Genomic DNA, 12430 nt, shown 5'->3' with positions numbered 1-12430 from the left:
TGGTCCGTCTGATCGAGGCCGGCAACCACACCAGCGCCGTCAGACCGTGCTTCTTGAGGACCAGAACGGACCCTCAGTTTCAGCCGGAGCAACCATCGTGCCAGTGGCTGAAAGCCGATTCAGATGGGATGTGAGCGGTGGCGAAAGGCTTACAAGCGGTCGCAGCGCAGAAAAGTTCCAACGAGCCGACGATTGGCAGAGATATTGCTAACCCGTTAACCTGAGTTTGCCGTCAGGCAGCTCGCTCACGGACCAACGACGGTCCGGACCCCGACAACGACGTCCACCGAGTGACCCCTTCAGGGTAGGCCACTCGGTGGATTTTTTTTGTCCGGAGGTCGCCGTGCAGCGAGCGCTTGGACCGTGGACCGAGAACGATAGATCTATAGAAGGGGCCGCATGAAAACGTTTCGCTATGCCTTGTTGCCGCTGGTGATCGCCACGACCTACGGAGCCGCAGCGCACGCGGTCGAGGACGATCGCATCTACATCGCCCCCATGGGCTCCTATGCAATCGCCGACAAGGATCGTCTGAACTCCGACGATGGTATCGGCGGAATGCTGGCGGTTGGGTTCCCCATGACGCCGGCGTTCGCACTTGAGCTGCGTGGTGGCTATCTCGACTACGGCAAGAGAGATTTCTGCAGTGGTGCGTTGGGCATGATCTGCGAGAACAAGAAAGACGATGTATGGGGTGTTGGTGGTGGTGTGAACTGGTATCTGGCCGGATCAACTGTGGGGCCATATCTGCACGCGGATGTTATGGGCGGCGATCAAGTGCAGTTCAATGCGGGACTGGGCTGGGATTTCCCGTTGTTCGATACGTTCAGCATCCGAGCAGAAGCGCTCTATCACATTCAGAAGCCTGAGGAAAACGATACGCGGAATTCGGATTTCCACGAACCCCTGTTCAACCTCGGTATCCGGATTCCGCTTGGCGCCAAGCCGGTTGCGCCGCCGCCCCCGCCGCCTCCGGCTGTCGTGGTGCCCGCACCGCCGCCGCCGCCGCAGTGCAGCGACGGTATCGACAATGATGGCGATGGCGCGATCGACTTCCCGGCCGACAAGGGCTGCACCGACGCCAGCGACAACGACGAGTACAACCCCATCTGCAAGGCGCCCGGTCCGGGCGAGCCGATGACGCTGGAAGGCTGCGCGGTGGGCGACACCATCGTGCTGCAGGGCGTGACCTTCGAATTCGACAAGGCGCGCCTCACGCCGAACGCCAAGGTCATTCTCGACGGCGTCGCCGGTGCACTCGAGAAGCGTCCCGACATCAAGGTCGAGATCGGCGGCCACACCGACTCCAAGGGTTCGGATGCGTACAACCTGAGCCTGTCGGACAAGCGCTCGAAGTCGGTCAAGGACTATCTGGTCTCCAAGGGCGTCGCGGCCGGCCGCATGACCACGCGTGGCTACGGTGAATCCATGCCGGTCGCGGACAACAACACCGACGAGGGACGCGAGCTGAATCGCCGCGTCGAACTCAAGGTGACCGAGTCCACTGGCGGCGGCGTGACGGTCGCTCCGACCGAGGCAACCGCCGAGTTCGCCAAGCCGATGACAACCACGCCGGCCGCCGAGCCCGCTCCGGCTCCCGCGCCCGCGCCGGTAGCCGGCGGCACGACGGTGATCCTCAAGGATTACGCCTATTCGCCGGCGTCGCTGACGGTGCCGGTCGGTGCGACGGTGACCTGGAAGAACGAGGACGGTTCCAATCACTTCGTGAACTTCGCCGGTGAATCGAGCGGTCGCCTGAAGGAGGGCGCCACTTACACCAAGACCTTCACCTCGCCGGGTGTCTACGAGTACGCCTGTCAGCTGCATCCGCAAATGAAAGGCACGGTCGTCGTCCAGTAACGACGACCTGCTGCTCACAAAAATCAGTTAGCCGATCCTGAGATTCCGCCGGTCTGAATAAGACCGGCGGCTTTTTGTTGTCCGCGCCAAATTCAGGCAATAAAAAACCGGCTCGTGCCGGCGTGATTGCAGTCGCGGTGGTGTGAAGGAGCGGGCTGGACTATCGACGTGAATCGCCGATCGAAACCGATCGGCGATTCATGTTTCAGCGACCCTCGAAATGCTGGCCGTCGAAAAAGCGATCCGGGCCCATCGTGATGCCGCTGTCCGTGTTGCCGAGTTTCCAGCTGCGCGCGTGGTCGCCTTCACTCTTGAAATCCTGGGCGGGGCAGGGCTCGCCGACGAGCGCAGCCGCGGCACGGTACAGATCCGGCCGATAGCTCGCCGATGCGACCGCAGCGGCATCGATGTCGCTCGGAGCCTGCTGCCAGCGAATCATTTGCTGGATGAACCAGAGCGCGTGCGAAGTCCAAGGAAAATTCGCGGCGCCTTCGTGGAAAACCAGGCCGCGTCCGAGTGGATGTCCGCTCGATCGAGCCTGCAAGGCTTCGTGTACGACTTCGGGCGGGGCCTCGAGTGCGTGGCTTTCGACGACGATGCGGGCTGCCTCGGCGCGATTCTCGGTGCGATCGAGCCAGCGCGCGGTTTCGATCAGGGCCGCGATCAGAGCCAGGTGCGTGTTCGGATTCTGGTGAGCCCAACTATGGGTCACGCCAAGCACTTTTTCGGGGCTGTTGTTCCAGATTTGATACTTGCGCACGACGACGCGACCGATGCCGTCGGCCTGCGCTACCTCGCTCCACGGAGCGCCGACGCAGAAGCCGTCGATGCTGCCCTCGCGCAGTGACTTGACCATCTGCGGTGGTGGCACCACCGACAGATTCAAATCGCGATCGGGGTCGATGCCGCAACCGGCCAGCCAGTAACGCAGTTCGTAGTTATGCGTGGAGAACGGAAAGACATGGGCGAAGACGCGCGGTGAAGCACCTGCCGCACGATCGGTTTCGAGCACGTGCTTGAGCCGGCTTCCGACTTCGCGAGGCGTGATCGAATCGAGTTGCAATTGCCAGAACAGCGACTCGGAAATGGTGATCGCGTTGCCGTTGAGGTTGAGCGAGAGCGCGGTGAGCATGGGCACGCGCACGCCATCGATCCCCGCGGTCGCGGCGATCGGCATCGGAGCGAGCATGTGGGCCGCGTCCAGCATGCCGGCCGCCACCTTGTCGCGAATATTGGCCCAGGAGGCTTCGACCGACAGGTCGACCTGGAGCCCATGAGCGGCGAAGAAGCCCTTTTCTCTTGCGATGATCAGCGGTGCGGCGTCGACCAGCGGCACCAACCCGATCTTCAGTTCTGTTTTTTCGAGTGGCATGGCGTGTTTCACTAGAGGAGCTCGGCTGCCGCGATCAAGGCGCGTGCGGCTTCGCCAAGCTTGAGATTGCGGTCCATCGCCATGCGCCGCAATAGTTCATAAGCACTGTTTTCGTCCAGATTGCGGCGCTTCATGAGCAAACCCTTGGCTTTTTCGATGTCACGCCGGTCGGCCAGCTTGCTCTTGGTTTCTTCGAGCTCGTTGCGCAGCGCTTGGAATTCTTCGAAACGGGCAATGGCCACGTCCAGAATGGGCTTGAGCCTGGAGGCGTTGAGCCCATCGACCACATACGAGGTGACGCCGGCCTGCAGTGCCTTCTTGATGGTGTCGGGCGCGCCCGTGTGCGCGAACAGCACGATCGGCCGCGGGCGATCCCGCGTCACCTGACCGAGCGATTCGAGCGTGTCGCGGCTCGGCGAATCGACGTCGATCAGGATGACATCGGGTTGGTGGCGGCGCACGGCTGCCGACAAGTCGGCAGCCGACGTGATGGCGCCAACGACTTCGTGTTCGAGCGAGCGCAGCGACGCTTCGATAGCGGCGCGGCGCGCTGGATCATCGTCGACGAGCATCACGCGCATGTGCGGTATCTGCCTGAGAACATAGGTGGATCCCTGAGGTCGCCAGTTGCTGACGAACGGCTTCGTTAAAGTCCTGTTACAACGGCTTCCCTACCGCAGCATTCGTGCCATGGAGAAGCTGATCGCGGCCTCGATAAGCTGCGTGGACTCAGGGGCTTGGCTGGTTTTCCCGGGGCGTAGGAAAAGCCGCGCAGAACGCTGCTTTCCTACCGCTCAGAAAGTAGAAATGATCTTGCGCAACTCGGCGTAACCATGCACGAGTCGCGGGCCGGGACGACCCAGGTACGCTTCGGAGATCGCATGCACCCGGCCATGCACCAATGCCGGCCAGTGCCGTGCCTCTTGGCGACGCAGCACCACATCGGCCCGATATTTTTCGAGCGGCACACCGCACCAGGACATCACCACCGCGTCGGCCTGGCGCGCCACCTCGGTGTGATCGACGGTGACGCTCTTGGCTTCGGCATCGGCCCAGGGATTGCAGCCACCGGCAAGTTCGATGAGGTCGCTCACCCAGGATTGCCGGGCCGGTACGATCACCGGCTTGGGCCACCATTCAACGGCAATGCGCGGACGCTGCGTGCCGGCGGCGACGGGTGGCATCTGATCGCGCATCTGCGCGATCAGATCGGCACCGCGCTGCTCGATACCGAGCGCTGCCGCGATCGTGGCGATGCTCGCATAGACATCTTCAAGACTCAGCGGATCAATCGTGATCGTGCGCAATCCGAGTGCTTCGAGCTCGGCAACGATGCGCTCGTGCCCCGGCACCGTGAGCGAGGTCAATACGAGGTCAGGCGCCAGATCTGCGACCATGCTCGTGTCGAGATCGAGATCGCGTCCGGGCTTTGGCAGTGCGGAGACGAGGTCGGGCGGATAGTCGGAATCGGCGTCGACGCCGACTAGGCAGCTGCCGGCTCCGAGCGCGCAGACGATTTCAGTGTTCGAGCAGGTGTGGCTGAAGACGCGCATCGCGCTCAGCGATCGCCGCTCATGAGCCGGTCGACCGCTCGATTCACGCCGCGCAGCCAGGCTGCGTGCATGACCCCCGAAACGAAGTTGCCGAACAGCGGCCATCGGCAATCGAAGGCGATGTCGTAATCGAGCTGAGTGCCGCCCGGCACTTCGGAAAACCGCATGCGACCGACATGGTTCTTGAACGGACCGCCGCGCGTGACCCGGTATTCGATCGTGCTGTCGGGCGTGATCTCGGTGGTGGTCTCCTCGAAACGAACGAGCCCGACCCGGATTTCGCGAACCGAACCCACACCATTGGCGTCTCCGTTCGGAGCGGCCTTGATCCAGCGGCATTGCGCCGGCCACCAGAGCCGTCCGAAATTGTCGTGCTGCACGAAGTAGGCGAAGACGCGCTCGCGCGGCAGCGCGAAGAAATGCTGGAGCTGGATAAGCTGCTGGGTCATGCGCCGAATGTGCCGTTGCTTGCGTGATCGCTCAATGACTCTTTGGCATGCGTGTGCTGTCAGGGCGACAAATCGTCGCCGGTGCTGACTTCGCGATCGTCCGGATTGCTTGGCTTGCGAACCAGATCGAGCGCGTGAATTTCGAAGCGCCCCTTGGCGCGGTCGGCGAAGAAGAACTCGAGGCCGTGGTGAATGTTCGGAAACGCGAGTTCGTCCCACGGAATCTCGTGCTCGGCGAACAGCTGGGTTTCGCTGCTCTCGGGGGTCGGCGCGTGGTGGTCGCTGCGCATGCGCCCGCGGTGGATCATGAAGACCTGTGACACGTAAGGCACGCTGATGACCGCCACGAGCGGGCCGACATCGACGTCGGCTTCGGATTCCTCACGCGCCTCGCGGCCCGCGCCTTCGGCTGTCGTTTCGCCGAGCTCCATGAAGCCGGACGGAAACGTCCACAGGCCGATGCGCGGCTCGATGTTGCGCCGGCACAGCAGGATCCGTCCGTCCTCCCACTCGGGAATCACGCCGACGATCACGCGCGGGTTGAAGTACTGCACGTGGCCGCAGTTGGGGCAGACATGCCGAGGCAGGTGATCGCCTTCGGGCACGCGAAAATCCACCTTGTGGCCGCAGAGGTTGCAGAAATGAGCGGTCATCATGGGGCTGAGCGTCGGGGAAGAGATGCCATGGGTGGCCTATTGTGCATGAGCCCCCGCATCGGAGCCGCCGAGCACACTGCCGGGCCTGCACGCGTATGGTGCGGTGTGCGTCGAGCTGACATTAGAATCGCATGATCCGCCTCGAGCGGAGCACAAGGACACCAGAGTCCATACAGGGAGGAGAACATGCCGAAAACCGTTGCCGGTCTGGCCTTGCTGGCCTTGCTCGCGGCACCGTTGGTGTCGCTGGCGCAGGACGCTCAAGTCATGCCCGTCGAGGACACAGCCTCGACCGAGGCTCCGGCCGAAGAGGCCGCGCCGGCGACCGATAGCGTCGATTCGGCTTCCGGCCCCGATGCATCGGCGGACGCGACGAGCCCGGAAACGGCCGAAGCGTCGGGTGAGTCCAGCTCCGGCACGACCGACTCGACCGACACAGTCGATGCGGGTGGCTCGGGCGACAGCTACGACTCCTCGGGTTCGGGTGGCGAGGAGCCGGCCTCGCAGTCGATCGACGAGGAAGAGCATCCCAACTTCTACGTCGCCATCGATCGCGCCGAAGCCAGGATCGATCTGTCGGACGATGGCATCGAAGATCGCTTCGGTACAGACGAACTCGATGGCGGTTTCTATCGCGGCCATCTCGGCTGGCGCCTGATTCCGGGCGTCGCCATCGAAGGCTTGGTCGGCTTCGCACCCGACAAGGCCAAGGCGGTCGACGAGTTCGAAATGAAGAAGTTCTACGGCGCCTACATCGTGCCGACCGGAACCGTGCTCGACGTGCTCGAAATCTCCGGACGCTTTGGCTATTCGTGGTCCTCGGCCGAAGCAGCCAACGGAGCGGAGAAGAGCTTCAGCGGGGTCAGCTACGGTGCCGAGCTGCTGTTTCCGATTCGCGTGATCTCGAAATCGCTGCCGAACCTGCGCCTGACCGCCGGCGGCACGGTGTTCTATCAGGACCGCGATGCCCGCACGATGGCCTGGCACTACGGTCTGCGTTACGACTTCCGTCTTTGATCGCCAAGCGGGCCGCATGTGCATTGCTGCGCTTGAGGCCCGCGGGTATGATCGCGCCCCTTGCCTGGGTGGCGGAATCGGTAGACGCAGCGGACTCAAAATCCGCCGAGGTAGCCCCTCGTGAGAGTTCGAGTCTCTCCCTAGGCACCAGTTTAGAGTGTGTAGAAGTGCACCATAGAGTTTGATGAGTTAGCTAAGCCCCGGTAAATCCGGGGCTTTTTTGTTGCCGTCGTGTTTTATCGTGTGCCACCGGTTGCCTACAGCTACGCCGACGAGGGGGTACGTTTGGGGGTATATTTTGTGCTCGAAGAGGGTTAAATCTCTTCGAAGTGGCAGAAAGTACCCCCAAACGGAAAAGTACCCCCTCATGCTCACTGACACCTTGATTCGACAGGCAAAACCGAGAGACACGCCCTACAAATTGGCAGACGAGAAGGGCATGTATCTGCTCGTGACGTCCACAATGGACGCCACTAAGGGCAAGCGCTGGCGACTCAAGTACCGATTTGGGGGTACGGAGAAGCTTCTGGCACTGGGTTCGTACCCCCAGGTCAGCCTCAAGGAGGCGAGGGCCCGCCGCGATGAAGCTCGAGCTCTGCTATCGAATGGCGTCGATCCCGGCGAGCATCGCAAGACTGAGAAGCGGGAAAGTGCCTTGCGCCGTGAGAACACCTTTCGGGCCGTCTCGCAGGCCTGGTACGCGTTGAAGAGCGCCGAGTGGTCTGTGTCGACCGCGAGTAAGGTCAGGACCTACCTCGATCTCGATCTGATCCCACAGCTTGGCGATCGGCCCATCCCCGACATCAAGCGTCCCGAGCTCGTCACCGCGCTCCGCAAGATCGAGAAGCGCGATGCGCTCGACGTCGCGAAAAAGGCGAGGGGATGGCTCGGCGCGATCTTCGCCTACGCACACGCCGAAGGGGTCATCGAAGACAACCCGGCGCTGGCCCTGTCTGCGGTGGCCCTGAAGAAGCGGGCGCGATCACAGCACGCCCATCTGCAGCTCGACGAACTCCCGGCATTCCTCAAAGCGATGGACGGGTACGCCGCAGCGTCACCGGATGCGGTCGACGCGATCTCCATGCTGCTACTCACTGCGGTACGGCCTGGTGAGCTTCGCGGCGCCAGCTGGGACGAAATCGACCTCGACGCCGGCGTGTGGAGCATTCCGGCTGAGCGCATGAAGATGCGGCGCCCGCATATCGTGCCGCTGCCGACCCAAGCAATCACGCTGCTGCGCGAGCGGTTCGACGCCAATGGCGACCGGCCGCTTGTTTTCGCGAGCCCCTACAAGCCCAAGCAGGTGATCAGCGAGAACACGATCAATGTCGCTATCGGGCGCATGGGGTACAAGGGCAAGCAGACTGGCCACGGCTTCCGCCATATCGTGAGCACGGCCCTCAATGAGCGCGGCTACAACTCCGACTGGATCGAAAAGCAACTGGCACATGGCAGCGATGACGAGATCCGCGACACGTACAACAAGGCCGCATATCTCGAACAGCGCCGAAAGATGATGCAGGCCTGGGCCGATCATCTCGATCGATTACGTGACGGTGGCGGCAACGTGATTGAGTTGCGTGCGGCGTAATTTGGTAGTGTCGGCACCTTCAAGGGCGCAAGGAGTGCGACTGATGCCGAACAAGGATCCCAGGGCAAAAGCTGCGACGAGAACGAGAAAGCCAAGTCGACCGATCAGGATGCTGCCCTCGACTGGAAAACCCGATCCTGAAGTGGCTGCGCGTTTCGTTCGCAGGCTCATTGCCCTGAGTTTGGAAGAAGAGCAGGAGCGCGAGCGCAACACGCGTAAATGAAGCGCGGAAGCGCGCCTCCTTTGGGTGCAGGGTGTCGATTCGAGCCCGTTTCGGGGAGCTAAATAAATGTGCTTCTTCGGCGCTTTACCCGACGATGATGTGATCGTCGATGTAAAGAAACCCGCCTAGCACCACGTCTGCTTCGTCAGCTGAGATATCCCAATAGGAGCCGTCTGCTTTTGCGCGAATCTCCAGGTCGAAGGGGATAGCCCAGTAATCCATGCCAGTGAGGTTGTGAGGCATATCGAGCCGCAGGATTCTTGACTCGTAGAGCTGCACGCCGTAGCCGATGTTCGCGGGCATCAATACCCAGTTGACGTTCGGCTTGTACTTCGCGATCCACGCTCGAAACTCGAAAGCCTGAGTGCTCGTCACGATCACGTGATGTGGAACCACGATGCACGAGCCTGAGAAAACTTCTTCGACGTGCTCGACAGGCCCACCAAAAGCGGTGCGCTCATGCCTTGGGCCAGGAGTGCCGCTGTAGCTGCCTCTCAGCGGTTCCGGCAGTGAACTGGGGTATTGAGGTAGTGGCATCAGCCGTACACCTTCGAATTACGATTTCGGCGCTGCACCACAGAGCCAGCCTGTAGGCCGGCGTACACATCGCCTGAGCGGGATGCGAGTTGTGCTGCGGTAATTCCGACGGCCCGTGACGCCGCAGTCTGCATGCCTTGATCCACGCGATGGCTGATCTCGGCGATGATCTGGCCGTCGCTGAGTTGGCGAGCGTTGACCGCCACGCCGACGTTATCGTTGAAGGTGATTTTTACCCCACCGCCTCCTGACGAAAGCGGAGCAATGGCGCTCGCCGGCTCTACTACGCCGGATTGCGAGCCCATCATCAGCAGAGTCTTGTTGCCGTAGCGCAGTAGTTCCGGATTACCTGGCTCAGCTACCTCGTACATCCCACCGGCAGAGACAATACCGCCGTAGCGTCGGCCGCTGAACTGCATGGATCTGATTTGCTGGACCTGTGCGAGCTGGACGGCAACCGCCGCCGCCGCCGCCGCGGGCGCCAATGCCGGGCCTATCACCGGCACCGCCAGCGCCGATTCGTAGGCTTTGATCGCGCTGGATGGAATCGAGATCATTGCCTCGGCAATCTTCAGAGCTTTGAAAACCGCGAATCCCTTAGCCCCGAAGGCCGAGGCAGCATCGGCTGCCATGCTGAGCACGCCTGCGATCGCATCAGCCTGCGTAACCATCGCGTCGATCTGCTGCCGCTGGTAGTTCGCCATGCTGTCGGCGACTCCTTTCCGGCGCTGTTCGGCAGCGATCTCCGCGTCGTAGGAGGCTTTGTGATAGTCCTGCTCCTGCTGCAGACGTTGCTCAAGGAGGTCGTGCTCGGCCGTGATTTGCTCCCGCAGAGGGCGCAGCGCGTCAGCCTCGATCGACTTGAGGTCGAACCTGCCATCAAAGGTCGCTTCCGGCCCGAACTTGATCTGGGATTTGCCGTCGCCTGCTTCCGCCTTGGCGGCTCGCGTGCGTACCTGCTCATCGGTCTTGCCGAGATTGAGTAGCGCAGTATTGAGTTCGTCGATGCGCCTTCGAGCGTCGGCCGCGTCAGCGACCATCGCATCATGGATCGCCGCTGCACCACTGAAGTCTAGATGCGCGAGGGCGACAGCTTGGGCTGCGATGCCTCCAATCTCCCGGCCGATCTGCTCGAACACGTAGGAGACGTTGGCGACCACGAGCGCGACGCCCTGGAATCCAACGCGCAGCGAATCGGCCAAGCCTGCCGCGACGTCGCCTGTCGCGGAGGTTTCGGTGAATTGTGCGGTGAGATCGCGCAGCGATGGCAGCAGGTCAGCAGCGACCCGCGACGCTAAGCCGCTTGCTGAAGCTTGGAGGATGAATAGGTTGTCGTTGAACTCACCGGCGGCTGCGGCGATCTCGTCGTCGATAACCAGGCCAAGCTCTTCGGCTTTGCGGGTCAGTCGATCGAGTCCTTCCGCGCCGTTGTTGAGGAAGGGGATCATGTCCGCGCCACTGCGACCGAGCAGGGCCATCGCCACCGCGCTCTTGGTTGCCCCATCCTCGCTTTGTGCGAAGGCCTCTGCCATCTCGCGTAGTACGACATCGCTGGTCTTCAGCTGGCCGGACGCATCGCGCACGTTGATGCCGAGTGCGGCGAATGCGCGGCCTTGTTCGCTGCCGGCCTTCTCGCTCTCCACCATCGCCTTGCTGAGCTTGGCGAGCGCTTCGGTCAGGCCATCGACGCCTTCGAGATCGGCGGCGAACTTCAAGCCGGACAGTCCGCGCACGGATGCGCCGACTTTCTGCGCCATCTCGTCGAGCTCGTCGGCTCGCTCGATCGCAGCACGCAAGCCTTCGCCCAGGCGCCGGCCGATGTCGAGCGCCGCCAGGCTTGCGGCGATGTTCTTCGCCGCGTCCTGAAAGCCCTTCTGTATTTCGCGAGCGCGCTTCTCAGACTCGCGAGACGCACGTCCGATGTCTGTTTCAAATTTGGCTGTGTTCGCTGCTACATCGATAAACACACTGCCGATTGATCCAAGGTTCATCGTTGCTCCTACAGTAGGGCCAGCACTTGGTGATCGATGTTGACGATGGCGGCCGTTTCCGGTTCCCGATCTCGATACGGCATGAACTGCTCAAGCGGGATCATGGGCGTGCCTTCTTTGCGCCTGCTGTTGACGTAGAGGTGACGGATTTCAGCCGCGGGCCGATCGAAGCAGCGGCGATCGTCGAAGGGCTCTTCTGCGAAATGCCGAGCCCAATAAAGGAACTCCGCGTAGGACAGCTTTACTCGGGACAGGTATCGCAGCGAGCATCCCCAACGTAGGGAAAGCGCGCGGCGAACCCGATCCTCGTAAGCCAAAACCTCCGCGGGCGTTAGACTTTTGGGCTTGCACCCTCATCCGAGGCGCTCTCGGTACTTTGAGTCAGCGGGATGTTGTTGGTCGCGGCGGCGGCTGCAAACAGCGCCTGCAAGGTTGCCGATCCCAAGCCCTCCACCTCTTCAACAGTGGCGTTCCGCTCGCCACTGGCATCGCAGGAAGACGCGAGCACGAGTGAGCGCATGATGCGATTACCGCGATCTGCATCGGATTCGCTTTCAACCACGCGGAAGATCGTTCGACCCTCTGCATCAGTGATTTGGCGGAAGTGCAGAGGCTTGGTCTTGCCGTTGAGCGTGATCTGATGCGCCTGTACTTCAGCACCGATGAGGTCGGACAACTCGTCGCGCAGGCTCATGATGCAGCCTTCCAGTGCGGGGTTCTGCGCCCGCTACGTTGGACCGTCATGGCACTTTCGAACTTGGAGTTGAGTGCAGCGTCAATCGGGAAGTCGGCAATGAAGCCAGTGAACTCGATGTAGGTGCGAGAGGTGGGGAAGGTGATGACACCTGCTGCCGACGTCGGCGGAGCAACGCCATCGGACAGGCCGACCACCCACTTCACACGAGCGCCGCTTTCCCACAGCGCGTATAGGGCCTGATGGCTCGGGAGCGAGTGATCGAAGTTCATCGGGACGCTTACCGCGCCAGGCTGCGCCAAGCCCGGCTTGTACTCCATCTCCTTGCTCGAAAGATTGGTGACGTCGATCTGGCTTCGCGCGCCACCGGTGCCGGTAACGCCCGTGATTTCTTCGACAAGAGTCATCGTGTCGGGAGCCGACTGATAGAACAGTTCGGTCCCTTGAGTCAGCTGAGACATATGTAATCACCTCAAAAAAATGCCCG

General features: G+C 61.8%; 14 protein-coding genes and 1 tRNA gene. 5 read left to right on the top strand and 10 right to left on the bottom strand.

Annotated features, from left to right (window positions below):
* The first annotated feature begins 399 nt into the window (after nucleotides 1–399).
* Entirely contained in the window at nucleotides 400–1860 is a 1461-nt protein-coding gene (locus tag WQQ_RS22730) for an OmpA family protein (protein WP_007183301.1), read from the top strand.
* Nucleotides 1861–2065: 205 nt separating this feature from the next.
* Here the strand turns inward: WQQ_RS22730 and WQQ_RS00750 are convergent, their stop codons facing one another.
* The 5 genes from WQQ_RS00750 to WQQ_RS00730 form a co-directional block, all read right to left on the bottom strand.
* A complete protein-coding gene (locus WQQ_RS00750; RefSeq protein ID WP_007183300.1) occupies nucleotides 2066–3232 on the bottom strand; it encodes a CmpA/NrtA family ABC transporter substrate-binding protein in 1167 nt (388 codons plus the stop codon).
* An 11-nt stretch (nucleotides 3233–3243) separates the two neighbouring features.
* A complete protein-coding gene (locus tag WQQ_RS00745) occupies nucleotides 3244–3813 on the bottom strand; it encodes an ANTAR domain-containing response regulator (protein ID WP_007183299.1) in 570 nt (189 codons plus the stop codon).
* 213 nt (nucleotides 3814–4026) lie between these two features.
* On the bottom strand, nucleotides 4027–4785 hold the full coding sequence (locus WQQ_RS00740) for an ABC transporter substrate-binding protein (RefSeq protein ID WP_007183298.1): 759 nt from the start codon (nucleotides 4783–4785) through the stop codon (nucleotides 4027–4029).
* A gap of 5 nt (nucleotides 4786–4790) precedes the next feature.
* Nucleotides 4791–5234 carry an SRPBCC family protein gene (locus WQQ_RS00735; RefSeq protein WP_007183297.1) on the bottom strand — a complete coding sequence of 148 codons (444 nt, stop codon included), beginning with the start codon at nucleotides 5232–5234 and terminating at the stop codon, nucleotides 4791–4793.
* Between the two features lie 59 nt (nucleotides 5235–5293).
* Nucleotides 5294–5890, bottom strand: a complete 597-nt coding sequence (locus tag WQQ_RS00730) for an NUDIX hydrolase (RefSeq protein WP_007183296.1) — start codon at nucleotides 5888–5890, stop codon at nucleotides 5294–5296.
* Between the two features lie 186 nt (nucleotides 5891–6076).
* Here WQQ_RS00730 and WQQ_RS00725 point away from each other — a divergent pair, with 186 nt between their 5' ends.
* The 4 genes from WQQ_RS00725 to WQQ_RS24090 all read left to right on the top strand — a co-directional run bounded on the left by WQQ_RS00725 (nucleotide 6077) and on the right by WQQ_RS24090 (nucleotide 8721).
* Nucleotides 6077–6907: a hypothetical protein gene (locus tag WQQ_RS00725; protein ID WP_007183295.1), complete on the top strand. Its 831-nt coding sequence runs from the start codon at nucleotides 6077–6079 to the stop codon at nucleotides 6905–6907.
* Nucleotides 6908–6969: 62 nt separating this feature from the next.
* A tRNA-Leu gene (locus tag WQQ_RS00720) sits at nucleotides 6970–7057 on the top strand.
* Nucleotides 7058–7274: 217 nt separating this feature from the next.
* On the top strand, nucleotides 7275–8498 hold the full coding sequence (locus tag WQQ_RS00715; RefSeq protein WP_040452800.1) for a tyrosine-type recombinase/integrase: 1224 nt from the start codon (nucleotides 7275–7277) through the stop codon (nucleotides 8496–8498).
* A gap of 43 nt (nucleotides 8499–8541) precedes the next feature.
* Nucleotides 8542–8721 (top strand): hypothetical protein, encoded by a 180-nt coding sequence (locus WQQ_RS24090; protein ID WP_157534463.1) that lies wholly within the window; start codon nucleotides 8542–8544, stop codon nucleotides 8719–8721.
* Nucleotides 8722–8805: 84 nt separating this feature from the next.
* Here WQQ_RS24090 and WQQ_RS00710 read toward each other — a convergent pair whose 3' ends face one another.
* From WQQ_RS00710 to WQQ_RS00690, 5 genes are read right to left on the bottom strand one after another with little or no spacing between them, the layout of a single operon-like run.
* Complete coding sequence (locus tag WQQ_RS00710) at nucleotides 8806–9258, bottom strand: hypothetical protein (RefSeq protein ID WP_157534462.1); 453 nt, start codon at nucleotides 9256–9258, stop codon at nucleotides 8806–8808.
* Nucleotides 9258–11249, bottom strand: a complete 1992-nt coding sequence (locus WQQ_RS00705; protein ID WP_007183291.1) for a phage tail tape measure protein — start codon at nucleotides 11247–11249, stop codon at nucleotides 9258–9260. The genes WQQ_RS00710 and WQQ_RS00705 overlap by 1 nt, the downstream gene beginning before the upstream one ends.
* A gap of 8 nt (nucleotides 11250–11257) precedes the next feature.
* A complete protein-coding gene (locus tag WQQ_RS00700) occupies nucleotides 11258–11566 on the bottom strand; it encodes a phage tail assembly protein T (protein WP_007183290.1) in 309 nt (102 codons plus the stop codon).
* Between the two features lie 14 nt (nucleotides 11567–11580).
* Nucleotides 11581–11943, bottom strand: a complete 363-nt coding sequence (locus WQQ_RS00695; RefSeq protein ID WP_007183289.1) for a hypothetical protein — start codon at nucleotides 11941–11943, stop codon at nucleotides 11581–11583.
* The gene (locus WQQ_RS00690; protein WP_007183288.1) at nucleotides 11940–12404 is read right to left on the bottom strand and encodes a phage tail tube protein; all 465 of its coding nucleotides are present in this window, start codon (nucleotides 12402–12404) and stop codon (nucleotides 11940–11942) included. Before WQQ_RS00690 ends, WQQ_RS00695 begins: the two co-directional genes overlap by 4 nt.
* Nucleotides 12405–12430: the final 26 nt, after the last annotated feature.

It is taken from the genome of Hydrocarboniphaga effusa AP103 (assembly GCF_000271305.1).
GTDB classification, from domain to species: domain Bacteria; phylum Pseudomonadota; class Gammaproteobacteria; order Nevskiales; family Nevskiaceae; genus Hydrocarboniphaga; species Hydrocarboniphaga effusa.
The sequence above is the reverse complement of the archived record's forward strand: the minus strand, read 5'-3'. Positions and strand labels throughout refer to the sequence as shown.

Bases quoted from the DNA above. Each gene is read 5' to 3' on its own strand.
- WQQ_RS00745 (WP_007183299.1), bottom strand. From the start codon at position 3,813: ATGCGCGTGATGCTCGTCGACGATGATCCAGCGCGCCGCGCCGCTATC.
- WQQ_RS00725 (WP_007183295.1), top strand. From the start codon at position 6,077: ATGCCGAAAACCGTTGCCGGTCTGGCCTTGCTGGCCTTGCTCGCGGCA.
- WQQ_RS00690 (WP_007183288.1), bottom strand. From the start codon at position 12,404: ATGTCTCAGCTGACTCAAGGGACCGAACTGTTCTATCAGTCGGCTCCC.
- WQQ_RS00750 (WP_007183300.1), bottom strand. From the start codon at position 3,232: ATGCCACTCGAAAAAACAGAACTGAAGATCGGGTTGGTGCCGCTGGTC.
- WQQ_RS00715 (WP_040452800.1), top strand. From the start codon at position 7,275: ATGCTCACTGACACCTTGATTCGACAGGCAAAACCGAGAGACACGCCC.
- WQQ_RS00695 (WP_007183289.1), bottom strand. From the start codon at position 11,943: ATGAGCCTGCGCGACGAGTTGTCCGACCTCATCGGTGCTGAAGTACAG.
- WQQ_RS00730 (WP_007183296.1), bottom strand. From the start codon at position 5,890: ATGATGACCGCTCATTTCTGCAACCTCTGCGGCCACAAGGTGGATTTT.
- WQQ_RS00710 (WP_157534462.1), bottom strand. From the start codon at position 9,258: ATGCCACTACCTCAATACCCCAGTTCACTGCCGGAACCGCTGAGAGGC.
- WQQ_RS00740 (WP_007183298.1), bottom strand. From the start codon at position 4,785: ATGCGCGTCTTCAGCCACACCTGCTCGAACACTGAAATCGTCTGCGCG.
- WQQ_RS00705 (WP_007183291.1), bottom strand. From the start codon at position 11,249: ATGAACCTTGGATCAATCGGCAGTGTGTTTATCGATGTAGCAGCGAAC.
- WQQ_RS00735 (WP_007183297.1), bottom strand. From the start codon at position 5,234: ATGACCCAGCAGCTTATCCAGCTCCAGCATTTCTTCGCGCTGCCGCGC.
- WQQ_RS22730 (WP_007183301.1), top strand. From the start codon at position 400: ATGAAAACGTTTCGCTATGCCTTGTTGCCGCTGGTGATCGCCACGACC.
- WQQ_RS24090 (WP_157534463.1), top strand. From the start codon at position 8,542: ATGCCGAACAAGGATCCCAGGGCAAAAGCTGCGACGAGAACGAGAAAG.